This window comes from Erysipelatoclostridium sp. MSK.23.31, from assembly GCF_019125875.1.
Taxonomy (GTDB): domain Bacteria; phylum Bacillota_I; class Bacilli_A; order Erysipelotrichales; family Coprobacillaceae; genus Thomasclavelia; species Thomasclavelia ramosa.
In genome coordinates this window covers 1-24,491 of the sequence record NZ_JAHOCB010000037.1, presented here as the reverse complement: position 1 = coordinate 24,491, position 24,491 = coordinate 1, and the positions used below count along the sequence as shown (strand labels likewise).

General features: G+C 30.3%; 30 protein-coding genes and 1 tRNA gene. 3 read left to right on the top strand and 28 right to left on the bottom strand.

The genetic code is table 11. The features are described from left to right. The first annotated feature begins 121 nt into the window (after positions 1 to 121). The 3 genes from KSU54_RS14400 to KSU54_RS14390 all read left to right on the top strand — a co-directional run bounded on the left by KSU54_RS14400 (position 122) and on the right by KSU54_RS14390 (position 1,502). Positions 122 to 889 (top strand): YdcF family protein, encoded by a 768-nt coding sequence (locus KSU54_RS14400; RefSeq protein ID WP_009009400.1) that lies wholly within the window; start codon positions 122 to 124, stop codon positions 887 to 889. A 66-nt stretch (positions 890 to 955) separates the two neighbouring features. Next, the gene (locus tag KSU54_RS14395; RefSeq protein ID WP_003534589.1) at positions 956 to 1,300 is read left to right on the top strand and encodes a hypothetical protein; all 345 of its coding nucleotides are present in this window, start codon (positions 956 to 958) and stop codon (positions 1,298 to 1,300) included. A gap of 126 nt (positions 1,301 to 1,426) precedes the next feature. After that, positions 1,427 to 1,502, top strand: a tRNA-His gene (locus KSU54_RS14390). A 422-nt stretch (positions 1,503 to 1,924) separates the two neighbouring features. Here the strand turns inward: KSU54_RS14390 and KSU54_RS14385 are convergent. From KSU54_RS14385 to KSU54_RS14255, 28 genes are all read right to left on the bottom strand, one after another. Further along, positions 1,925 to 2,101 (bottom strand): CopG family transcriptional regulator, encoded by a 177-nt coding sequence (locus KSU54_RS14385; RefSeq protein ID WP_008792796.1) that lies wholly within the window; start codon positions 2,099 to 2,101, stop codon positions 1,925 to 1,927. A gap of 93 nt (positions 2,102 to 2,194) precedes the next feature. Further along, complete coding sequence (locus tag KSU54_RS14380) at positions 2,195 to 2,833, bottom strand: zinc ribbon domain-containing protein (RefSeq protein WP_008792797.1); 639 nt, start codon at positions 2,831 to 2,833, stop codon at positions 2,195 to 2,197. Positions 2,834 to 2,852: 19 nt separating this feature from the next. Then, positions 2,853 to 3,491 (bottom strand): recombinase family protein, encoded by a 639-nt coding sequence (locus KSU54_RS14375; protein WP_008792798.1) that lies wholly within the window; start codon positions 3,489 to 3,491, stop codon positions 2,853 to 2,855. A gap of 258 nt (positions 3,492 to 3,749) precedes the next feature. Next, positions 3,750 to 4,352 carry a hypothetical protein gene (locus tag KSU54_RS14370; RefSeq protein WP_008792799.1) on the bottom strand — a complete coding sequence of 201 codons (603 nt, stop codon included), beginning with the start codon at positions 4,350 to 4,352 and terminating at the stop codon, positions 3,750 to 3,752. A gap of 70 nt (positions 4,353 to 4,422) precedes the next feature. After that, positions 4,423 to 5,379: a topoisomerase DNA-binding C4 zinc finger domain-containing protein gene (locus tag KSU54_RS14365; RefSeq protein WP_117791994.1), complete on the bottom strand. Its 957-nt coding sequence runs from the start codon at positions 5,377 to 5,379 to the stop codon at positions 4,423 to 4,425. Between the two features lie 98 nt (positions 5,380 to 5,477). Further along, entirely contained in the window at positions 5,478 to 5,600 is a 123-nt protein-coding gene (locus KSU54_RS19185; protein ID WP_256443937.1) for a hypothetical protein, read from the bottom strand. Positions 5,601 to 5,653: 53 nt separating this feature from the next. Beyond that, positions 5,654 to 6,103 carry a HEPN domain-containing protein gene (locus KSU54_RS14360; protein ID WP_029482401.1) on the bottom strand — a complete coding sequence of 150 codons (450 nt, stop codon included), beginning with the start codon at positions 6,101 to 6,103 and terminating at the stop codon, positions 5,654 to 5,656. Beyond that, a complete protein-coding gene (locus KSU54_RS14355) occupies positions 6,090 to 6,422 on the bottom strand; it encodes a nucleotidyltransferase family protein (RefSeq protein WP_009299817.1) in 333 nt (110 codons plus the stop codon). The genes KSU54_RS14360 and KSU54_RS14355 overlap by 14 nt, the downstream gene beginning before the upstream one ends. Before the next feature lie 70 nt (positions 6,423 to 6,492). After that, positions 6,493 to 6,912 (bottom strand): hypothetical protein, encoded by a 420-nt coding sequence (locus tag KSU54_RS14350; RefSeq protein WP_029482399.1) that lies wholly within the window; start codon positions 6,910 to 6,912, stop codon positions 6,493 to 6,495. A gap of 37 nt (positions 6,913 to 6,949) precedes the next feature. After that, a complete protein-coding gene (locus KSU54_RS14345) occupies positions 6,950 to 7,438 on the bottom strand; it encodes a hypothetical protein (protein ID WP_226814548.1) in 489 nt (162 codons plus the stop codon). Positions 7,439 to 7,451: 13 nt separating this feature from the next. After that, a complete protein-coding gene (locus tag KSU54_RS14340) occupies positions 7,452 to 8,051 on the bottom strand; it encodes an HNH endonuclease (RefSeq protein ID WP_158550403.1) in 600 nt (199 codons plus the stop codon). Further along, positions 8,017 to 8,259 (bottom strand): hypothetical protein, encoded by a 243-nt coding sequence (locus KSU54_RS14335; protein ID WP_009299813.1) that lies wholly within the window; start codon positions 8,257 to 8,259, stop codon positions 8,017 to 8,019. The genes KSU54_RS14340 and KSU54_RS14335 overlap by 35 nt, the downstream gene beginning before the upstream one ends. Before the next feature lie 62 nt (positions 8,260 to 8,321). Next, positions 8,322 to 9,626: a relaxase MobL gene (gene mobL / locus KSU54_RS14330; protein WP_029482395.1), complete on the bottom strand. Its 1,305-nt coding sequence runs from the start codon at positions 9,624 to 9,626 to the stop codon at positions 8,322 to 8,324. Beyond that, positions 9,619 to 11,880, bottom strand: coding sequence for a VirD4-like conjugal transfer protein, CD1115 family (locus KSU54_RS14325; protein ID WP_117791995.1), 2,262 nt, complete (start codon positions 11,878 to 11,880; stop codon positions 9,619 to 9,621). The genes mobL and KSU54_RS14325 overlap by 8 nt, the downstream gene beginning before the upstream one ends. 477 nt (positions 11,881 to 12,357) lie before the next feature. Then, a complete protein-coding gene (locus KSU54_RS14320) occupies positions 12,358 to 12,846 on the bottom strand; it encodes a hypothetical protein (RefSeq protein WP_029482393.1) in 489 nt (162 codons plus the stop codon). 10 nt (positions 12,847 to 12,856) lie between these two features. Next, on the bottom strand, positions 12,857 to 13,420 hold the full coding sequence (locus KSU54_RS14315; protein ID WP_008792811.1) for a helix-turn-helix domain-containing protein: 564 nt from the start codon (positions 13,418 to 13,420) through the stop codon (positions 12,857 to 12,859). A gap of 35 nt (positions 13,421 to 13,455) precedes the next feature. Continuing rightward, positions 13,456 to 13,668, bottom strand: coding sequence for a hypothetical protein (locus KSU54_RS14310; RefSeq protein ID WP_008792812.1), 213 nt, complete (start codon positions 13,666 to 13,668; stop codon positions 13,456 to 13,458). 13 nt (positions 13,669 to 13,681) lie between these two features. Further along, complete coding sequence (locus KSU54_RS14305; RefSeq protein WP_117791996.1) at positions 13,682 to 14,224, bottom strand: hypothetical protein; 543 nt, start codon at positions 14,222 to 14,224, stop codon at positions 13,682 to 13,684. 18 nt (positions 14,225 to 14,242) lie between these two features. Then, positions 14,243 to 15,508 (bottom strand): CHAP domain-containing protein, encoded by a 1,266-nt coding sequence (locus tag KSU54_RS14300; RefSeq protein WP_117791997.1) that lies wholly within the window; start codon positions 15,506 to 15,508, stop codon positions 14,243 to 14,245. A gap of 6 nt (positions 15,509 to 15,514) precedes the next feature. Continuing rightward, positions 15,515 to 18,034 carry a VirB4 family type IV secretion system protein gene (locus KSU54_RS19325; RefSeq protein ID WP_117798713.1) on the bottom strand — a complete coding sequence of 840 codons (2,520 nt, stop codon included), beginning with the start codon at positions 18,032 to 18,034 and terminating at the stop codon, positions 15,515 to 15,517. Then, positions 17,961 to 18,374, bottom strand: coding sequence for a hypothetical protein (locus tag KSU54_RS14290; protein WP_035118177.1), 414 nt, complete (start codon positions 18,372 to 18,374; stop codon positions 17,961 to 17,963). The genes KSU54_RS19325 and KSU54_RS14290 overlap by 74 nt, the downstream gene beginning before the upstream one ends. Before the next feature lie 34 nt (positions 18,375 to 18,408). Continuing rightward, positions 18,409 to 18,897 (bottom strand): hypothetical protein, encoded by a 489-nt coding sequence (locus KSU54_RS14285; RefSeq protein WP_117791999.1) that lies wholly within the window; start codon positions 18,895 to 18,897, stop codon positions 18,409 to 18,411. Between the two features lie 130 nt (positions 18,898 to 19,027). After that, a complete protein-coding gene (locus KSU54_RS14280) occupies positions 19,028 to 21,016 on the bottom strand; it encodes a conjugal transfer protein TrbL family protein (RefSeq protein ID WP_029482385.1) in 1,989 nt (662 codons plus the stop codon). Beyond that, positions 21,013 to 21,795, bottom strand: a complete 783-nt coding sequence (locus tag KSU54_RS14275) for a hypothetical protein (RefSeq protein WP_029482383.1) — start codon at positions 21,793 to 21,795, stop codon at positions 21,013 to 21,015. Before KSU54_RS14275 ends, KSU54_RS14280 begins: the two co-directional genes overlap by 4 nt. 47 nt (positions 21,796 to 21,842) lie before the next feature. Beyond that, complete coding sequence (locus KSU54_RS14270) at positions 21,843 to 22,130, bottom strand: hypothetical protein (protein WP_029482381.1); 288 nt, start codon at positions 22,128 to 22,130, stop codon at positions 21,843 to 21,845. A gap of 31 nt (positions 22,131 to 22,161) precedes the next feature. Then, on the bottom strand, positions 22,162 to 22,935 hold the full coding sequence (locus tag KSU54_RS14265; protein ID WP_029482380.1) for a hypothetical protein: 774 nt from the start codon (positions 22,933 to 22,935) through the stop codon (positions 22,162 to 22,164). A 12-nt stretch (positions 22,936 to 22,947) separates the two neighbouring features. Then, entirely contained in the window at positions 22,948 to 23,118 is a 171-nt protein-coding gene (locus tag KSU54_RS14260; RefSeq protein ID WP_009299799.1) for a hypothetical protein, read from the bottom strand. 67 nt (positions 23,119 to 23,185) lie between these two features. After that, entirely contained in the window at positions 23,186 to 24,250 is a 1,065-nt protein-coding gene (locus tag KSU54_RS14255; protein WP_029482379.1) for an Ig-like domain-containing protein, read from the bottom strand. Positions 24,251 to 24,491 lie beyond the last annotated feature (241 nt).

The following is a 24,491-nucleotide window of genomic DNA, read 5'->3' as shown; positions in this document are numbered from 1 at the left end:
CTAATATCCTACAACATACTTTCATTATACTATTTCACCATTTTTTTTACCATATTTAAATATTTTTAAGAAAAATATTTCTTCTTGTATGTTATGATATAAAAAAGGAGTTTATTTTATAATGGAAAAGAATTGTAAATTATTTGACTATATACTACTATTTCTTGCCTTGCTATCATTATTCTACTTCATTATAGTTGTCACTAATTCTCGGTTTATCAATGCCTATATACTTTATCCGATTTTTACAGCATTATTAATGTGTTATGCTGTATATGAGTTACATTTTAGAAAAAGTATTCTATCCTCATTACCTAAAATTCTTAATTATTCAATTAAAGGAATTATTATTATTAGTGTAATTGTATTTATAATTATCGAGGGTTTAATTATACATGAGATTAATAATAAGTATAACAAACGCAGTGATTTTCTCATTGTTCTTGGTGCTCGTTTATACGGCGACAAACCTGCACCACTATTACGTTATCGATTAGATGCAGCTGTTGAATATCATCAAAAATTTCCTGATGTCCCAATTATTGTAAGCGGAGGACAAGGCCACGGCGAGAACATCACAGAAGCAAAAGCTATGAAAGACTATTTAATCAACAAAGGAATAGATGAATCATTGATTATCGAAGAAAATAAAAGTACTAATACAAATGAAAATATTATCTATAGTAAAAAAATTATTGAAACATCGACTACTGAAGACTATGAAGTAGTTATAATAACTAATGGTTTTCATTGCTACCGAAGTAAACTATTAGCAAATAAACACGGTTTAGAAGCTCATACATATGCAGCTAGAGAAAATTTAGATACTGCTCCACACTATTATTTAAGAGAATTTTTTGGATGTTTGAAAGATATGATATTATCTTAAATATTCCACATAGTTCACACATTTATTGATAATTAATTTAGTATACTATTGAATGGAGGGGTGATTATGTTTAGTAAATTATATATTACCATTAAGGCAAGTGACAAATTTGACGATTCAATTATTGATCCTATTTCTTTTATTCTAATAGATTGGGGAGTTGATGGAAATCTAATCGACTGGGATATTTATCCAAGTCGTGCTAAATTAGAAATTAATACTGAAAATGATAATTATCAGACTTATAGTATAACTTATCAAGGGATGCAAACAATCATGGAATTGTGCTATGAGTGTGAATTTGTTATGACAATTATTGATAATGATGAAAAAAGCGAGAGTTATACAACATATTTCAGTCGTGAAAATTCCAATAACTTTGAAACAGATATCTCAGAATTATTAGAATAAAAACTCAAAGAATTTAAACTTTGAGTTTTTTTATTTTTTTTTACATTTTCTCTTTACATTTATCAAATTTTTATATATAATCATTCTTGCGTTGAGAGTTAATAACCTCTTAACAAAGTAAATATGGCGGTCGTGGTGAAGTGGTTAACACACCAGATTGTGGCTCTGGCATTCGTGGGTTCGATTCCCATCGACCGCCCCATTTATATTTTTAGTCGAAACATTTCGCACTTTGCAAAATATAGTAAAAACGCACAACGCACTTTGACAAATAAAGTAAAACTGCACTTTGTAAACTTTTGCAAACTATAGTAAAACAAAAACCAAACGGATACCTTTCCATTTGGCTTATCTTAATATTCGACTATTGATTAAACAAATTAATATGTTATAATATTAGCAAATAAATTAAGTAATTTATTTATTAATATATATAATGTTATAAAAATAACATACTAATCTGATTTCTATTTGAAATCAACATTTAGTTTCCAATTCGACTGGAAATTATCGTATTAAGAATGCCTAGGTGGACAAATAAGGTATTCTTTTTTATTTTGTTTTGTTTTGTTTTTTTCTTTGCCATTATTCTATCACAATCATAATAAGAATAATACAAATTGTTTATTTTTTTTCGTCTTTTTTTTCAGAATTTTTTACTCGTTCATATTCATCACTGATCCAGAAAGATATCAAAGAGCTTTTATTAACTCCTTTTTTTTCAGCCAGAAATTCAAGCTGTTCCAAAATATTTAGATCCAATGTAATAAATACTCTTTTTTTATTTCCTGCAACACTCATTTCCGTCACCTCTTTTTATTACAATATAATTATATCATATATGTTACACTTTTGCAACACATATATTAACAAAACACGATTTTTCGTGTTTTGTTAATTTCCTATATCTTTATACACTATATTTTTTACAGCTTTATTCACTGTATCAACTGTAATCTTTCTAATTCGACTATGAATATATGATTTCTTTTCTCTAACAGAAAGACTTAAAAAATCTATATCATTATCCATTTTTATTAACACTTTGCGTTTCAGGTTAAGACAATCCAACTCATCCTCTAAAGGTATTATTAATGAACAGAACTCACGTTCAGTAATCTTTTTATACAGGTATCTTTCTCTTAAATTTTTTATCCTTCTGTTTAATGAATATCTTTTTTTATCAATCTCTTTAATCTCAGCTTTTTGACCGTCTTTAATCATCCTATATTTTTTTGTACTGATTACTTCGTTAATTTGCTCCTGAGAAATTTTGCCATTACATTCTTTACACTGGTAATAATAATATATTTTATTTCTGCCTTTACCGCTTGTTCCTGTCATTACTTTATTACAATTTGCACAGTATATAATATTATCGTATATGTATCGATAATTCTTTCTCGAACGTCCTACCTTTAAACTGTCTATAGCTTTATTTTGTATACTTTTTGTAACTATTGGTGGCACTATGTTTGTATATTTCTTTCCTTTATACAAGAGAACACCCGAATATCGTTCATCTTTAATCATCTGTTTAACAGATTCTGTACTAAACTGTTTTTTTTTGAGACTTATTTAAATAATCTCTAACATCTGATGTTTCCCATTCTTCAATCACGTAGTTGAAAGCGTTTCTGATTATATTATATACTTTTTTATCAAGTTGAATGTTTTTATCTTCGTCCCTGTACCATCCAAATGTCATTTTACCGCCACATGGATATCTACCGCTTTCCACTATGCTGATCAACCCGTCATTTGTTCGCTCTATTGTCCTCTCTCTTTCAAACTGATTGTTTGACAGTTTTATATTTGTACTAAATCTGTCGCTTGCAGTATTTATTTTTGCATCATCATATAGACAAATAAGTTTAATACCATGATTTAATATCAACTTTAAAAATAAATTACTGTCCTGCACATCTCTGGATATTCTTGCAAGATCGTATGCTAAAATCATTTCAACATTCCCATTTTTTATTTCTTTTAATAGTTCATTCATTTTCGGCCTGCAAAGGTCACCACCTGAAAAACCATCATCGATAAAGAAACTTAACTCGTCAGTACTTTTTATAAGATTTGTTGCTAAAGCATGTTCGGCAATCATTCTTTTTTGTGTATCAATCCCAATACCGTCACGCGCTTGTTTCATAGTCGATACTCTACAGTAGGCAATTTTTAATTTCATTTCTTTCTCCCTCTTTTCTTCATTATGCCAAGAGGATAGTTAATGAAAAAATCCTTAACTATCCAGTAAATAAATTTACACTAGTTAATCAAAAAATTCTATATACCTTTTATTATTTTCTACTTAATAATAATCCAAAATAAAAGAGATTAAATAATAAAGTTTAATCTCTTTTTTCTGGGTCTAATTCTATTTTTTTACTATGATTTTCCTTATCTGTACTTCCAATTTTTCATCAGTACTTTCATTATCAAAAGTTTATTTTGGGTGTTTTCTAACTAATTCTATATACCTTTTTGCTTCATCAACATCACATCCCATGACACTGCTCATCCAAGACGATCTCTTTTCTCTTGGAGTTTTATTATCCATAAGAATGTAATAGATTTTCAAAAGTTCACTTGCAACTTTTATTTTCTCTTCCTCACTAAGTTCGTTATCTCGACACTTTACAGTTAGTGCATATAATCTGTTTTTTATACTTTTTTTCCTGGGTTTCTTTTTAGGTACTCTTTTTTTATATTTTATAGGATCTGATGCGATTATCTCATCTATTTTTTTTATTTGTCTTTTTCGCATTTCTGCAACTTTATCACATCTGGCCAAAAAATCTTTTACAGGAAATCCTGAAACAACAAACGAAAAAGGCATATACAGCTCTGTATTTTCAGGAGTATTATCATGTTCTTCAATTATTAGCCCCACTTGAAATATATTTATTTTATCAGTACCATCACATTCCAAAAGAACATAATCTCCTATACCCACATTTTTTATAGGACACATAAAATAATAAATTTTTGCAGTATCTTTAATCGGTTTATGAATTCCTTTTTTTAATCTTACCCCTACAATCTTCATTCTTTTCTCTCCAATCTAATTATAATAATCACTATAGCATATTTTGTTTTAATAAAAGGCACAATTTATTTTACATATCCTTCTTAACATACTTGCATTTTGGATAGCTGCTGCATGCAATAAACTTGCCGTATCTTCCGTTTCTCTCTATTAACTTACTGCCACATTGCGGACATAGTTCCCCAGTTCCCCTACTTTCATCTTTTTTGTCTTTCTGAATATATTTGCATTTAGGATAATTGCCACAAGCAGTAAATTTACCATATTTACCCGTTCTTTCCACTAGTTTCCCACCACACTTAGGACACTTTTTAGTTACGTCTGTAATGTTAGATTCAGATGTCTTTTTAAAAGGTATATTATTTTCTTTACTTTCATCGACCAAATTAAAAATCAGTTCACATCCAGATCTTGTAATAAACGTTGCATTCTTACATGTATTCAGAATTTCAGTTTTTGATTTTTCAATATCATTTATATTAATTTTTTTCATCCAGGACTTAATATAAAAGTTGTAAACATAGTTCTTTTCTTTTAGGTACGCATATGCTTCAAAACAGTTTTTAACTATTAGCCAGTTTTTTTCTTTTTCATAATCCAGCTGTTCCGTTACACAGTATCCTTTTTCTACTAAACGTTTTAATTTATTAGAATTACACGCATTATCCTTTAAGTTAATAAATTCATTATAGCTTACTGTTCCCATTTTAAATAACGTCATAATAAGCTCAATATGAACATTGTAAAAATCTTTACTATGATCAGATGTACCTCTGTTCATATAATCAATATGATGACTTAGTTCATGTATTAGCGTTATTATACAGGAAACGTTGTTTCTACTTTTAACATTAAATAAGTGTATAGCTTTTTTTGAAAATATGTAGTGTCCTAATGTGCTTTTTAATTCCTTATCAGTTAATTTTAAATAAAATTTATGGTATTTTGCCAACATATCTGGTTCGACTGTTCCTTTGTAGCAAAAATCGATTAAATCATCTAAAAAAGCTTTTATTATTATATACATCTGCATTCTCCTTCTAATACGCATTTATTATAATTTTGTTCTTTCTTTTATTACTAAACATTTTCTACTATCAAAATAAAAGCAGTTAATTCTAAAGACTACTCAGTTTCTCCAACAAAAAAATAAAAAGCACAGTTTATTTGCCTATCCCTCTTAATATACTTGATACTTGCATTTTGGACAGTTGCTACTGACGGCTTTTCAGCAATTACTAATTTCATAGTATTTTACTCCTCATATAAATTTAAAAATAAAAAGAGGCAAATTGCCTCTTTTAAAGTTCGTTTTCATCTTCCAAGCTTTCCTCGCTGTAACTTTTATCAAGATGAAGGTTGTATTCTTCACAAATACATGAAATAAATCTATAAGTTTCTGTTAACGCTCTTTCAACTTTTTTTTCTTCCAGACGGTAATTCAGAATATATCTAGTCCTTGATTCCCAGAGAGAAAACATTTCACTATGATCATCAATATATTCTGTCAGTGGAATATCTACTTCACTTTTATTGATTAAAGCAATCAGCTGAGTGATATCATGGGTCTTAGGATATTCTACTCCATTGATTTCTAAACAGAATTTAAGCGAAAGTTCTACAGACTGCTGTAAATGATAGCCAACATAATTTAAATATGCCTCATCATCGTATCTATACGTTTCATATAATGTATTTGCAATATTTAGATTTTGATTTGCCTTATCTAAAAGTGTTTCATTCTCTTTCATAGACAACAACTCCTTTCTTAAATATTTCTTTTTTCATATTCTCATCAACAGTGTAATTAGTCCACAAATCATAAAGAAAGTCTAAATAATCTGTAATAATTCTTTTATCTTCCTTAACTTCAACATAAAAATCAACATCACTGCCTGCATGGCACTTTGAAGTCACACTAGATCCGAAAACAATAATTTTAATCACATTGTCATTGTTTTTTAAATGATTTATCATTTTTTCAACCTTTTTTTGTTGAATCGGATAAATATACCTGCAATTTTTAAAAGGAGTTTTTAAAAAAGATTTCCATTCATTTTGTCTTTCCATGATATCGCCTCCTATTACAATTATAACAAATTATTGAGTAAATACAATTATGCTATCGATACAGTTCTTTTTAGTATCCTTTCATCATAAGGTTAAGCAGCTGCTGTGTCATAGGTATTTCACGTTTATATCTAGGTGACAGCCCCAAACTCCACCGTCCCCCATCTTCAACATACAAAATTCCAATCCCTTTTTCTTTACACGCTCCTATATATTTATCACTTATCACACTTTTACGATCAGCAGGAATAACAATCCAACTCTTGTTAACAAGTTTTGCATTTTCTTCAGCCTGTCTAATTACTTTTCTTATATCGGTCAATTTAAACTCAAATGCGTTTATCTGGAAGTTCTCCTGATATTTTTCAACTGTTACAAGATCAGCATTGCCTTCTCTAATACTGCACTCAAACTGATATATCAACGCTCGATTATTTCCATTGTATGATTTCCAAAATTTATCTTTTAATTCATTCTCAGTTAAAAACATTTTATTCCTCCATTTTATAATCCAGGTCTTTGCTAACTTATCTGTTATCTATAATAAATTCATTTAGACTTTTATAACTCCTAAAAACCACTGAATTATTTAACATTTTTCTCATTATATTTTTTTTATTTTCTAATTCATCATTTATTTTCAAAATACAATACAGAGTCTCATTGGTAATTAGCGATTCTCCAATTAATAAACATTCAAATTCATCGTATTCGCTAATTGCTTTTTTTAAAAGTGATTCATCTTGAAAGAGATCGCACAAATCACTTAAAAACATATCTACCGTATAAAAATCTTTTACATCATCATCTGTAACGAAACAATTATTTTTATAAAGTTTACTCTCCTTAAATTTTACCATGCTTTCATAGAGTAATTTTTTATCAAAAGAACAATAATCACTATAACTGCTTTTCTGTTTATAACATCCTAAAAATTTTCCATCAAATATTACATCGCATTGATAGAGATTATTATCACTTTTAAAATTCACTATTGTGACACCATTTATTTTCATGATTTTTACCCCACTACTTAATAAAACAATTAAAAGCATATATTAAATAATATCCTATAAAATATAGAAGTAATGTATAAAATAATACCCATAAGATAAAAAATCTTCCAAGATAGCCTCTCACAAGCCAAATTCCACCTTTTGATCCTTTTGACGAGTTACAACTCTTGCAGGCACATACGAGGTTTCTTTTATCATTAATATCTTCGATTCCAAATTTTTTTAGTAGTCTTATGTTAATACTGGAATACGAACTGTTTTTAACTTTATTGATAGGAAAAAAGTGATCTACTGTAACTTTATCTTTTTTTAAGATTTTTCCACAATATACACAATGATAATATCTTCCATCACCAAAAATTCCTTTATTGTTCTCAAAATATACTTCTCTGTAGTTATGAGCCCTTGTGTACGCCAGATCTGTTATATTTACTCTCAGTTTATTTTTTATACAGTACTCTTTGATTGCATTTGCTTTATCTTCATCTGCCTTGCCGACCCACTTACCAGAATATTTTCCTGTTTTTTTAAAAGATAACCCAAATGCATTTAAATCGCACCTGCAGTAATATGTTTTATTAATACCGTTGTAGACTTCTATCAGTTTCTTCATTGTCATTAGTCACTTCTTTTTTTTGGATAGTATTTTCAAGTTCATTTTGAATTGCTGTCAACTTTTCTTTAACTCTGTTTAATGGTGTTAATTCCTCTTTTGCTTCTTTCTTTATTTTCTCCATCTTATCTATTTGATTTTGTGCATCATTAATTTTTTTCTCCAACGCTGCTATTTTTTTATTTAATTCTCTAATTTGTTTGTCCATAACTTATCCATCCTTTCTTAAAATATAAAAGAGGCAAACTGTCTCTTTTATATGATTTATTTTTATAATGAGCGCTCAAATGAATTAGTCCTAATTTCTTTCTGTGCTTTTTTTACCATATCGTCTAATTCTTTTTCAATTATTCTTGAAGCATTACTGCTTTCCATTATTGCTTTTGACAATTCATCTAAAATACCTGCCTGCAACAGAGAACTTCGACAACTCATAGAATGCTTCGATGCGTTAACAGCACTAAATTTATTTATATACGAATGTTTCTTAGCACTCGTTTTGATTGTTTCCTTTTTGATTTTATTTTCCAATTTAGAATAATGTTCATTATCCAAACGATAATTTTTAATATTCTGCAATACCATATTGGCTATTCTAGTCCTCAGCTCCTTATCCTTATTCTCGAAGGAGCGATTCTGCTCCATCTTCTCCTCATCACTAAAATAACGGTTATTAAACATTTCTTTTTCTTTTTGAAGATGTTTTTTATATTGACAGTAAAATAATTTAACATTATTTGTATTTAAAATTATGTCAACAATTTTATCAATATCATCATGATATGGTCGAATGTTTTTTGAATTATATTTTAAACTCCCGTTTAGCGGTAATTTATCATTGAGATCTAAAAGAAGATTGATGATTCCGTTATTTTTCTTAAAACACTTTTTTGAATTATTTTTTGAAGACTTAAATAATTTTATTAATTCATCATTTTTAATACAATTTAATAATTCCTCTTTTAAATTATCTCGTTCGATATAAATTTCGCTATTAAGTGCCATTGTTCTAATAACATTTGACCGTACTTTATTAAATTTCTTTTTTGAGATTTTATAATAACGTTTTGTTGGTTCTTTTTCAAACATCCACACATGACAGTGCGGATTATCTGTATTGGTATGATAATATGCGCCCCATTCGACATTTTGCGGATCAAAACCTAATGCACGAATATTTTTCTCCATAGATTTAGTCATTAATTTCTGCATATTAGTCTTAGTAATTATATTACTGTTCTGGGCAAATTCCTTTTCGAAAGAAAACACAAAGCGCCATAATATTTTTGGCTGATATTTTTCCATCAGCATGTTTGCCTCTCCTTTTTCAAGATTACCATTTCTATTAAATCCACCAGTAGACCCGATTCGATAGTCATAATAATTGAAAGCATCTTGTGAATTTATCTGATATGTGTCATCAGCTTCGTTTTCATCAACAGTATAATCACAAGCTTCTTTTCGCTCATAGTAATCAACCAGCTCATCAGTATTAATTTGTTTTTTAATATTTTTACAGCTGTTGCCTGCATATTCTGTTTTAACAAATTCAGCATTAAAAATAATTTCAGCCATTTCTTGCTTTACCGTCCCTAATTACTCTAGCAACACTTGCCAGTTCTCTTAACTGCGGTACTGATAAATCATCTATTTTCTTCATTAACGTAGACTGCTTTTGGGATGAGTTATTATCAAATGACTGCAATGCTGTCTTTACCATTTTTACTCTATCAGCCGATTCAGTTGAATGCCTCTGTTTATCTGCTACATCTATTGGATTTATATAATCAAAAAATTCTTTTGATTTTAGATATTTCATTATTTCTTTTCTTGATAGTATTTTGTTGCAGTTGGCAATATGCTGAATAACATGCTTTTTTACACTTTCAGACAGATCATCTCTCATAGACCAGTACCAGTATAGTTCTTTTTCATTAGGCATTGAATTTTTTTGAGTCAGTATTGGTCTCCTTCTTTCACTCATACTAATTGAATTACAATCTTCATCTGTATAAACCGCTTGTCTTATTTCAGTTTCTCGCAATTCAAAACATCTCGGGACTGCCCAGTTTAGTTCCCTGTCTGCTTTACTAATTTCCGTTTCATCAGTTTTCATTTCTTCGTACCATGGATACTCTGAGCAGTCAGGTAAATATACTTTTGAAGGAGAAAAGTAAGTCCTCTTAACAATAATACCATTTCCATCACGATTGTCCGCCACCATTAATTCATTTGCATCAACAAGCTGTCTTTTAGACATTGAATAGTTCACACCACTGCCAGTAGAAGAAGCAATCGGGTTATAATTGGCACTATGGCTTGGACCCCAGATTGTTTCATCACCAATACTCTCAGCAACTTCCTTGCATGTATTCAAATCTGCACTTGAGATAAAATAAGTAAGGTTACAGTTTCCCCGAATAATTCTTGCAATCGATTCATCGTATCTATCATTCAGCTGATCAAATCCCTGCACATACAAGTGGTATACAATTCCTCTAGAAAGGGCTACAGTCATTTTGCTCTGCATCGCATCAATTGTAGGCATATTCCCAAATTCATCATAAATCATGTGTACCTTTTTTTTCAATCTTCTTCCCTGCATTCTATTAGCTTCAAAGACTAGAGTTTGATATGACTGGTCAAAACATATACCTGCAATTCTATCATAAGTTTTTTTCTCATCAGGATTAACAATAAACAAAGCACGCTTGCCCTCTGTAAATTCTCTGAAACTGAAATCACTCTTACTAAGTACCTTCATCAGTTTAATACTCGAAAAGAGCTGTAAAGTTGCCAATGCACTTGTCATAAAAGAACCTCTCGTCTTTTCAGGTGAATTAGTAATTGTCGTATAAGCTGTTCTTGCTATATCTGTCTCATCAAGTGAATTCATATATGCAGAAAGTTTCATCTTCTTGTCGTTAGGATTATTGTTGTATGCCTGCTCACCTCCAAGAAGAGCAAGCGTCTGATAAACAGAATAAAAATTCTTTTTATCTTCAGATACATTAGCCTGACAGTTTGCTAATATAATTCCTTTAATAAGTGCCTTTTGACCGTCTATCCAGATTTGTTCACCTTTCCCACTATCAACAACGATTGATGTTACCATATCCTGACTGTACTGATCTGCATTATCAATATCTGGATCATCTCTATCCTGTAAACAGTCAATTATTGAATCTAACGGATTCCATCCGTCGCTGTATTGTAAATTTCTAAAATCAAGACAGTTAACTTTATAATCTTTTTTCTTCTCCAGAAAATTTCTAAAATCAAAATACATTTCTTTTTTAGGGTCATTAAATATCATTGATTCACCTGCCATGGAAACTATCATTACAAGCTGGCGAACAATCTTTCTAGATTTTCCGCATCGTGTTGTTCCAACTACAATATCATGTACAGCTCCCTTTTCATATAGGATTATGTTTTCATTAGGTAGATAATTTATCGGTGAACCTCCCTCCTCAAGATTAAGACTTGCATCCACCACGGTTGAACCAAAAAATTTTTTCTGTTCACTAACAGTAGACCAACACTGACTTGCAAGCATATCCGTCTTTTTTGGTTTTACCGTTCTGAAAAAAGTCACTACGTAATAAAATGCCAATGCATATAAACTTACACTGATAATTAATATTTCTTTTGAATGGGATACAAAGGTATTTAAAAAATTTTCATCAACCTGTTGAAGTACATTTGTAGCCAGATACCAGAATACAAACGTTATAAAAATTGGCACTAACAAAATAACACCAACAATTCCTATCACATTGAATATCACTTCATTTGAGATAGTCTTTTTTTTATCAGGATCTCTCATTTACACATCCCCTTTCTTTGAATAAATAAAAAGAGGCATAATGCCTCAATATGATAAATTCGTCCGACAAAAAGTGAATATTCTTGAAAAATGATTTAGAAATCATTTTTTGAATGAATACTGAATCAAAAATAAGTAGGAATATTCACTTTTTGAAGACAAAGACGGAAATCGTCTGAAAAATGACTCAGGAATCATTCTTTGAGGAAAATAAAGAGGAAAAAACTGAATATTATTTGAATAATATTCAGTTTGTCCGACAGTGAGGAAATCGCCTGAAGAATGATTCAGCACTAGTTGTTCGCACTGCGAACAAGCTCCAAATATGCAGTCCTGTCGGACTGCCTTATCCTGCTACCTAAAAATGATTGAAAATATTCAGGGAATATTTGGAATCTGGTATGGAAATATTTGGGAAAATATTGGAATATTTAGGTAGAACGAATTAATAAAATAAATTTCTTGCCTGTTGTTAAATCAATAGGCGAGAAATTCTTTCCTTTTCTTTTTGGTTATTTTTTTAATAATCAATTCGGAGTGATCAAATAATTCACCGCCTCCAACTAACCATTTTCCAATATCATCAATGGAAAATGCGATTGATGCAAGTCCTTCATTTGCAATAATTGACATCAGCATTGAATAATATGACGGGTCATCGTTCATAAATAAAAGCAGTTTTACATTAGGATTAATCAGTTTAAATGTCCGTAGAATTTTGATAATATCTTTGTTTTTGTAAAAAGATTTTTGGATAATTACATGCGAAACGTTTCTATAGCCACCAGTGTTGTTTATAGAAAAGTTTATATATTTATTTGTCATGATGTGTCTAACATCACTGTTAGCTCTATCAAAAAAATGTACTTCACGATTTAAATCTTCATCAAAATTAGAAAACTGATCATATATTTTTAAGTAAACATCCTCATCAGCATATAAAATTATCTTTATAATATCTTTCATTTTATCTCCTTTAATATCTGGCATGATTCTTTTTGTTGTCAATTTCATTAAGTAGTTGTTGTTCGTATTCACTTTCAAAACCGTATTTTTCTTCTAAGTATTTCAATAAATGTTTATATTTACTACTTTCATATCTTGCTTCTTTTAATGTTTTAGCATATGTTTGAAGAATTAATTCCTCAAAAAAATCTTTCATCTCATACTTTGTTCTCGCCAGTTCCGTATTAGTAGTATAATCACGTAAACAAAAAATAATAGCTTCGGAAAAGCTATCACACTCAAACTCATGTTGAAAAAATACTATCTTATCATGTAAATCTTGCGGAAATCTAATTGTTTTTTTTACTGCTGATGCGAAGTTTTCTTGTAACAAACTATAATCTATACCAAATTCTTCTTTGATTTTTTTTGGTGCATCATCTTCAATTTCTTTATAAAACCCAGATTCAAACCGCTGATATCTTGATAATGACCATCCAAGTTTTTTTGAAATCTGCAATTGTGTAATATGCAATTCTTTTCTATGCTTTTTAACTTTTTCAAGATATTCCTCATTAAGCTTAACCATTCCCATCGACCATTCCCCTTTCTTTTTATTAAAATAAATAATTACTTACCAATTTGATTATTAATAAATTTTTTTGTTAATTTATGATATTTATTTCTTACATCAAGGTATACGTGCAGATAATATTCTGTATCTTTTCCATTCAAATCATCAAGAATTTCCTCTTTGTCAAGTTTATCTTCTAATGAAATCTTATTATAAGAATCAATCATACATAAAATTCGTGTACGCCAAAAACTTTTTTTAAACTCCATACTTTCACCTCACTCAGTAATTAATTTCAGGATCAATATCATCAGTTGGCATATCTTCTATTTCTTTAAGATATTTTTGATTATCATATTCCTCTTTATCTACAATGTATAAATACGAGTATTTAATACTTTCGTCATGATAATCACGATTATCATCATCACCATTCCACACAAATTTCTTATCCCAACTATTACTTCTTTTATCAAATTGAACTGCGTACAAGGTATTCATTTCATCATCAACCAGAAAAAAATAATATACAACTTCCTTGTTTTTTTCATAAACTACTGACTGAAAAGTTATATTGTCGTAATCCTCATCAACATAATCCAACTTCTCCATAAAATTTTGAATATCATTTTTTAACTTTACTATCTGATTATCATTCATATCTAAATAATAATCATCATGATAACTGCAAAAATAATAAATCGGTTTTTCATTAAAAATACCGCTTATATTAAAAAAATTAAAACCTGCATATCCAATTAAAATTGCAATTAAAATTCCTACCAGTATTAAAAATTTTATAAAATATTTATTTTCATTATTCATTTTATCCTCCGTCCCTTATTACTGGATGTATTTTAAACACTGTTCTTTTTCTCTTTTCCAACGATTATGCCATCCATTATAATATTTTTTCCCAGTCTTTCCGTACTTTGCATAATCATTATATTTTAATGAATAAAGATAATCATACACTCTTGAAACGAATTCTTTATCATTCATATTACTATTAATCCTGCTATCCATAATAATAGTTACTGCTGTTTTTGTTCCAGCCCAATTCGACAATGAACAGCACATTCCTTTTAAAGCATCACATCTTGAAGATATATCGATACCCTTTCCTGCAAGTCCGCTTTCAACTGGAAGGTAATAATTATTGTATTCAAATGTATCCTGCATCACTGCAAAATTTTCCGAATCTGCTTCATATACCTGATGCCATGCTTTTTCTAAATTCTTATTATTTCTTAATTTCGATTTTGGAACATTCAAAAAATTAGAAAACGGCGCATATAAAGTAGGATTTGTCTCATAACAAAATCTTAAAAATTCTTGTAAGTCATAGCGACTATCAAACTGATAATACCCTAACGCATAATATCCATCACCCTTAGAAAAGCCTTTATTATAATCATTTCCCGACTCATTAGAAGCAAAAAATTTAAATGCCTCTGATAAAGCTCCTTCAAGTTTTGCCGAACCTGAAGATGGATAATTAGGAGTTGCATATCCTAAAATAGTACCAGTTTCATTTGAAATGCTGTAACTTCTCTTCTTAATAGCATTACCACTGTTACCCTCGATTGTTTTGATTATGCTGCCATCACATTCTTCAATGATGCCAACATGGGTAGAATCATTTTTATTTTTATTTGATGAAAAGAAAATCAAATCTCCACGTTGCGGTACGTATGAGTTTCCTGCCTCATAATACTCTGTATAATTAAACTGATTTTTTTCTCTAAACCACTTAATGCCTGCGTCACAGTCAGCAAATTTTACTATTGCAGTATCTAAAATATTTGCTTTGTAAGCGATGTAAGAGACGAATGTTGCACACCATGGTGCACCATCCGCAGTACCTGTATACCATTTTCGATACTTGTCACCGCCTTTAACATTACCGCAAGTTTCGTACTCATTATTAGCAATCTGTATGAAAAGTTCAATTGTTTGCATTCCTTCTCGTTCTGCATAGGCATCATCTGATGACACTGAAAAAGAAGTAAGAAGGATTGCCAAACATATAAAAATAATAAAAAGAGGCATACCGCCCCCCAGTAATGTAACCGCAATAGTTTTTTTAATATTGTTAATTATATTCATATAGTTCTAATCTGCTTTAATTCGTTCAAACTCTTTTAAATCATCATCAGGCAAAGTAATATGAATTCTCATAGCTGTTTGTGAACCTACTTTAAAATAGCAGTCCCCCATTTCAGCAAACTGAATAAATTTCATTTCACTTTCAGGAATCAAATTGCTTTCTGCATCCTTAAAATATTTAATTCCACCTGAGCCTAATCCGAAATAAAACTGATATGCAGACTGAGAAATAATTGCTTCCCCCTGATCTTTTACAGAGTCCTTCAATACATCAGAAATCTGCTGAGTTGCAGTTGTAAGACCTCCCTTACGCTTTCTTATTCGCTTAGCAATTGTCTGAAAATACATCATGATATCTAAACAGCGTGGATCCATTATTACACCAAACTCATCATTATAAAGTTGCTGTCTAATGTTTTCGGTGTTAGATACTATACTTGTCCATATAAAAGAAAGTACATTAAAATACTGAGTTAATAATACTTTGTTATTGGTATTATCCTGTAACCCACTGACATTAAAACAAATGAGTCGGCTATTCAAATCAATACTAGTATGACCATTGAATATTGAAGCATCTGCTCCACATGCCATAGGCTCAACAAATGCAATGCATTCTTTAATTCTGGTTACCTCTTTTATGTTAGGAGTTTTCTCACTATTTGCTATTTCCAGCAGTCTGTACAGCTCATTATAAAGATCAAGCATTATTGGAAAGTCTTTATTTTTATAATTATCTACAATCATTTGGGCACTGGTTTGATAAGTTATTCCAATTTCTCTATAAATATTTTCCAACGCTTTTTCTATCAAATTATCATGAAGAAGTCTAATATCCTCCTTGGCGTTTCCTTTATAAGCATCAAAAAATGAACGTAAAAATCTAATATGTTCTGATAGTGGAAATATTTCAGTTAAAGGCGTTTTTTCATTATCCTTTTCACTTTCAGGTACATTAAGTCTAATTTGAAGCGGATTAATAAGACCTGATCTGCCATCAGAGTAGTTTATATTTTCCCCGCCTAAAACATGTACCAGCCTATGCAGTTCTTTTCCTTCAATATCAATTATAAACTGCTTGTATCCTAAACCATATCGCTCTTTAATAAGCCACATCAAGAATAGAGTTTTTCCCATACCAGTCGTACCAACAATAAATTCATTAGAATTAGTTCTATCGCCTTTTCTTACAAAGTTATCATAAAATACTACACCGTTTGTATTTTTAGTATTTCCTATATATACAGGAGGGTATCTATATAAAACTTCCTTACTGTCTTTGTCTATTTCTTCCGTTGAATCATATAACGCCTCATACACAAAAGGATACATATATCCCATTGTATCCGCTGTAGTTTCCAACATATAATTTTCTACATAATTTTGACAAATCGGAGCAGTCAGATTAAACATTTCCAGTGGCTGGTGTATACCCTCTCTAAATTTAATATTGAACTGTTTGACATCTTTATCAATTGCTTTAACGGATTCTTCTAATAAATCAGGACTGCTGGCAACAATTCTAATTGAAACACTAAAATAAATTGGAAAATTTCCATCATTTATTAATTTTTCTACCATTTCAATATTTTCAGCGATTTCCTTTTTACTCTTAGAAATTTTCGACTCTTCCTTTTCATTGTTTATTCTTTTTTCTAGCGCTTTAATAGATTTATCTATATCTTTTGTAATAGCATCATGAGGTGCAGGTGACCAGTGAAGTGAAAAATCAACTCCTCTGGCAGTAGCCAGATAACACAAAAGAGCCATTACAGGCTCTTTATGAAACGTTGCTAACCATTTAGTCTTACAATACAAATCATTTAATACAATTGACTGATTAAAGCCCTTATCGTAAAAACCAATATAATCTGGATATATACATTCCATTACACCAAACTGGTCTTTATAAACTGAAGGAACAAATTTTCCATTTGCAGGATTATAGTAATTATATACCACTTCTAACATTTCCTGCGGTGTCATAAGTCTAGTTCTTTGATATGAATTGAGATACGAAATCACATCTGCCAATCTTCTTTTGAGCTTGAACCAGTCTTTATCTTTTAATATAATCACAAAACATCGATCTACCAGTTCTCTAGTAACACTTGTATCTTCTAATCTTATAGAAGCATCATCCAAAATCTTATATTTTATTTGATCTATCTCGCTTCCAACAACATCCAGTTGAGATTTTAAATAATTGTAATCATTTATATAACCATCAACGTCTGCAGGAACTTCATAAGAATAAATTTGTCCTGAACCAGTATTAGAATTAAAAATCGAAGCAAATGCATTCATATATACATTTTGATCTTCTTCTTTTAATCCAAACAGGTTCGTACCATCTGTTTTTGCCATTAAAATAAAATGTTCCTCGTTATCAATAAAACATTGTCTGTCTTCATTCCATGTAACAGGAATTGCATATTTTATATGACGTGTTCTACCTGTGGTTTCTTTTGTCTGCTTTTTTTGTTTTTTTGCTTGCTGTGTACCTTTCTTCTTGGTAAAAATCACTATTTTCTTCCTCCTTATTAATGTTCTCTTCTTTGCTTTTATCACGATAATAGTAATACTGATTTGGTAAAGTAAAATAATACTTGCATGCCAGTTTTAAATGATGTAGAACACTGAGGTGCGAAACTGGTATTTCTATAAAAAGCGATGCTATAGACGCACTTAAAACAACTGCTATCAGCAGTGAATAAAGTTCACTCATAAACATTCCAAAAAACTTAAAACTCAAAACACCTATAAAAAGGCAAAATCCCATCTCACCAACAGTTAAAAAAAGAAAAAACTTTTCTTTAGTTTTTCCTTTATTGATAATTATTTTGTAATCATTTCGATCAACCATCTATACACCTCCTATAAATTATCATCACCTGATTTTAATATAGTAAAATACCTAGCATAAAATACAGATATCCATACATGATAAGAATTATTACACATGTACAGAACAAAACTGCCAGGCAGACAAGAACCATTAGTATAATTCCAAGCAGTCTGACCTTGTAATCTGAATCCCCAGTTAGTACTTTTACTTCACAATTGAATCCGATACATAATTCTTTCACTTTTTTCATATGTTCTATTGTTGAACCTCTGATATAAGTGATTTTTCTATCAAAAAAAGCATAACTGATAAAATTTCTGCTTCCTTCATATAAAATTATTATAAATAAATATAAGGCATAACTGTTTTTAAAAGAAAGTTCAGTTAATAAATTTTTATCTATTATATCTGGATTTGCAAAACATGCCAGACCTAAAAATAATAAATTCATCGCTACACATTCACTAACAAAGATAAATGTGTTTTTTATTACCTTAAATATATCAATGTTGCTAAAAATGGTATAAAATAATCTGTTCATCCTTATTCATCACCTCTTAATTCCATTTTGTCTATGAATTTCATAAATTTCTTACAGCTGAACGTATTTTTGCATGAAGTTCGTTATCCCTTAATTCACTTCACGCTACAAATGTATTTTCATGTACATTCTATTTTTTAGTTTCATTTTCACTATTTCCTTTATTCCAGTTTCTAGGACCAGTACCACGAACCCCTATAACATTTGCCATTCCATTAACAGCTTTCCTTGTTGTTTTTGTAGGATTGTTTATAAATGACTTACCTGCATTATAAGTTCTATTTGCCACTCCATCTCGTCCCAGAAGACCTCCTGAACGAGCATTAACCTTTGAATTTTTGTTAGCCGATGTTCCTGAACTTACATTCGTGCGGCTATATTTTTCATCATTTGCGTTGTCTGCGCCTAGATTAGAAAATGATCCAATATTGGCATTCATACGTGAACGGTCTTCACCGCCACTATTCACATTGTCCCCAGTATCACTGTTTAGACCCGCTCTGTAATTATATTCCTCATTACCGCTTCTGTTTCCAGATTGGGCATCTTTCTTCTGTTGTTCCTGTTTTCCAAACAAACCATCTCTCATCGCCCTTGTTCTGTTAGCTAAGCCACCGATCCGCTGTCCACCATAATGCTTATTACCCATAATTGCCCCACGCAATCCGCCAGTTAAATGACCAGTATTATCATTATGTCGACCCATGACCTTTCTTCCAGCTCCTAAAACAGCACCTCCAGTCATACCCCATGCACCACCTACTGCACCTTTTAGCTGCTGCATACTTTCCATTATTCCTTGTCCATAACCTCCAATCATTGACTGAACATATTTAGGCAAACCAATAATTGCAGAAAAAGTACCAAAATACAGTGCAATCGAAGCAATAACATTACTATTTCCGCTTCCTGCTTTAGAAATATCTCCAGCTAGATTCATTAAAAGCTGTAACATAAAAATCTGAGTCACATTTACAAAAAATATACCTAAAATGGTATTTTTCCATACTGTAAACGCCTGCGGATTTTGATAATTTGTAAGTGATAAACAACACAACGGTCCAATTACATATAAAAATCCAATCACAATAATTCTCATTGCTACTTCAATTGTAATAATAAAAAGAAGTATCATAAATATCGCCAGTCCTATCATTGTTCCAATATAACCAAAGTCCCAGATATAATCTCCTGCATGGTCGCAAATATATTCGTATGCCTGTTTAGCCTGCGTTTCATTTGACGGGACACTTCTTGAACCATAACCGCCATCAGACTTTGATGACTCTGGAAAAGATGATGATGAATCCCAACTGCCAAGAAGATCCCAGTCATCGCTACCGTCAGTCCCATTACCGTTTACATCCCAACGATAGTAAAATGACCATCGGTTATAAATTCCCTTTGAAAAAAAATTATCTGATGATCTTACACCACTGTTTTCACTAGGCTCACCTTCATATCCTGCCAAAGCACCGTCACTGTTGGTTATATAGTCATAAAATCTTTCAGCACCTATATCCATTCCTACTCCATCTTCGTTAGTTACATAAGAAAATGTTGTATTATTTCTATCCATACCGCCAAATGCACATAAAGTAGAAACAACCAACTCTTTCGCTAAATCTTTTTGATTTGTATCATTAGATGCCGATGATGAATTATTTAAAGATGTACCGCTGTTATCATTCCAAGAATTTCCATTCGAACTGCTTCCAACGCTGTACTGTTGACCAATAAGGGCTTTAGATACATTTATAGACAGATTATTAGCCAGAGGAACTACTATACTTAAGGAAACTGCAAGCATAACTCCCATAATCGCTCCACCAAGCTTCTTATTCACATCACTAGCATTATCATCTTCTCGAACCATCGCAAAAATAAACTCATAAATTATTTTTGCAGGCAAAATAATAAACATGAGAGTAATTGCAGCTTTATATCCATCCTGAATCCATGTATTGTCTAAAATCCCAAATGATAATACGCCATTAACAAGTGCATTAATTAAATTTCTGACACAGTCTATTTCAGTTTCAATCAGTTTCCATAAGAAATCTCTAAAAAAATTAGCTACATCCTCGCTGATTCCGCTAAATAAGCCCATCATCATCATTTTACAAATACCTCCATAATTTTTATTAAAACAATCGTAATAAATATACTGATGGATGAGCATATAACTGTAAATCTGAATATATTATTTTTAGCATATTCTATAATATGGTCTTTATACTTACTTATTTTGTTATTTTTATTGGTTTCAAATGTGTTTATGTGCTGTAAAATAATTTGAAAATTTTTCTTATTTTCATGGTTTACATTTTCAATCTCATATCCTATTTCTCTTAACACTTCTTTTAATTTTTCGATCTGTTCATCATTTATATCAAATTTTGATTTTCCAATATTGTAAAATCTTTTACCAATTTCATTTAAAATATGATTATTTTCTATATTCATCTTTTTAACAGAGGAAATTTCTCCAAGCAGTTTGTTCAATAGCTCGATAATTTCATTATCTTCAGTACTACCACCAGAAATATCAAACCCATCTAAAGATTGGGCGTTTTCAAAAAAGAATGGTATATCACTAGATTCGCTTGTTGGAATATCCCTAACATAATATCCATATTCATTAGATACTTTTCTCTCTTTAAATTCTCTATACTGATCTCTTATTTTAAAAATTGGTAATAATATTTGACCACCAGTATAGTCATAAAATTCAATAAACTCTTCAATATTATTTTCAAAAATATTCCTAATTTCATTGATTGTCTTTTCATTAACCCCTGCAATAAAACCAGATCGATTTTCCTTATCTTCATCAATCCACTTATTGAGTCTTTCTTTATCAAAAAATTCATACCACTTTTCTAACATTTGTTCCAATTCTATACCTCCTTTCAAAAATATAAAAAGAGGCAAATTGCCTCTTTCTAATTAAAATATGAAGATAATACTTTGATTACTGTAGGAATTGCAAAAATAAAAACCAGTCCTACAAATACACCTCTTGTTTTCTTATCCCACATTTGATCTTCCTGTGCATCAGCAAAAATTTGTCTTAATTTATAATATACACCCATAGCTGTAGCAAATAATACTGCCATTGTCTGAAAGAACAAAAGCGCATCTTCAGCAAAAGGGGTTACAAGTTGAATTAATGGATCAAATGACCCCATAGTAGTTATTTTGATAACTTCCATTGTAATAATTTCTTTCATAAAGTCTCCTTTCTAAAACTACACAAAACCGTTATAATCCTTGTTCCATTTCTTCACTTTCCACTTCGTGAGTAGTTTGTTCTTCGTATTCATTAGGTTTTTTAAACAACTCAAATAATTCCTTTCCTGTTACTGTTGCTTCGATAATTTTATCGCCAAATACTGGTTTCATTTGGTTTTCAATATCCTGACCAACAATTTTAGAACGCATTATGTTAAATTTAGAGTTTTTTGGGATATTAACAATTTTAATATCATCTCTTCCTTTTATGTCTTTGATACAGTTCTGACTGATAGTTGCTCTGCACCCCATCAAATCACCTGCGTATTTTGGAAGTAAAATGCTTATCCTTTTATTTCCCTGTTCAGTTTGATACGGTTTACCTAACTGTTTTACCGAAACGGTAAAACTTAACCACTTTGTATCTTCAATAATATCTGCAAGTTCATTTGGCGAAATATTTTCAATTGCAGAAAAAAGATGTTTATGTCTACCATCTTCTAATCTTTCTTCGCTCTTGCCCAAATCTAAAGTAATTTTTAAATACTTATAGTTATCAGGAAAATCAATATAACATAATTCACCTTCTATTGCCTGACTTGTATACCAGACAGGTACGATAAATGAGGCACGTATTGAATCTGGTAATTTTCCTACTTCATTTCCATTTTCATCTAATGTATTTCCAAAGTCACATCCTTTTGGCAAAATAAATTTATAGTAATCTTTTTGATTGATTGTTATACGGTTTACTGAACCATCTTCCTTTCTTACTAATAATTTTTTATTTAGTTTAATTCGCATAATTATTCCTCCTTAAATTGATAATGCCATTGCAACAGTTAAGCCAGCTGCTATAGCAATAGCCAGTCTTGTTACAATAAATACAATTACATTTTCGATATCATTTTTAATCAGTTGACATAAAAAAACGATAAGGCATCCTACTGCAACAACTACACCACAAATAATTCCAATAATATTCATTTGCTTTTTCTCCTTTCAAAATATAAAAATATATAATAAAAAATCCATTGACATGGATTTTTATTATCTAACCGAATGTTACTTGATATCCCTTGCCATCTGGCATTAATGAATAAGAATTTACGACCCCACTGTTCACTTTACCCTCGGCATAACTTAATGCTTCATTGTATGTAGCAATCGAAACCTCAGAAAAATATTTATTATACTGTGAGGGATTGGTAACCTTATTGCCACCTGTCCCGCCACTCGAACTATTATTTGCATTATTTTTATTATTATTTGAATTTTGACTGTTAGCATTGTTGTTTGTCTCTTTAGCTTTTACATTTACATTAATTTCTTTTGCGAGATTTCCACATGTGACTCTTATAATTGCAGTACCTGGAGACACTGCTGTAATCTTTCCATTATCAACTACCACAATAGTGTTGTTGTCGCTCGTCCAATTTACAGTTTGATCTTTTCCTTTAACCTTCGCAGATACAAGCAATGTCTCCCCAATATTTAATGAAATATTAGTTTTGTCAATCTCCAGTGAAGCCTTTTCATATATATTCAAAACAAAATCAACACTCGATTTATTTCCTGCTTCATCTTTAGCAACCAATTTAAGATTGTACTTACCCAATTTTTTAGAATTATAATCACCTTTTATTGAAATCCTGATATCTTTCTTCTTGGAAAGATTATCCTTTATTTTGTAATCTAAATTCTTTTTTGAAAACTTTTCTCCAACCGTTAAATCAATTTCATTATTTTGTAATAGAATCAAAGGTGCAGTTATATCTTTTACAGTTACTTCTACTTTGTATTTGTAATCACCTAAAGAATAAACAAGTACATGTTTACCTAATTCATCTGCATCAAACTCAGGACAGATAATACTGTAATTATCAACAGTGATTCTTAGCTCATCCTTTAATCTATTGCTGTCTTTAATTTTTATATCATCTATACCCGACACAAATTTTGTAGTATCAACATTCTTTTCCCCATAGTTTATTACTATATTGCTATTAAATTTTATTTTATCTTTGCTGAAGTTTGGATCACTGAATAACTCACTTTGACAGCCACTAATAAAAAACATTAATATAAGTAAAAATATTACAACATATCTTTTTTTCATATTCTCCACACACCTTTCTTTTTTTGTATATGCCATCTAAATTTTTAAATAGCATATACAAAAAAGAGGCAAATTGCCTCTTTTAGTTTAATTAACAACTTTTTTTCCTTCTATAATAAACAAGGGACATTCCTAAAACTGCAACACCTGTTAAAACAAGATAACTAAACGGATTGCTTAAATCACCAGTTTTTACCTTTTTAGCAACAGGCATAAGTTCATCATACATTGTTATTTTTTG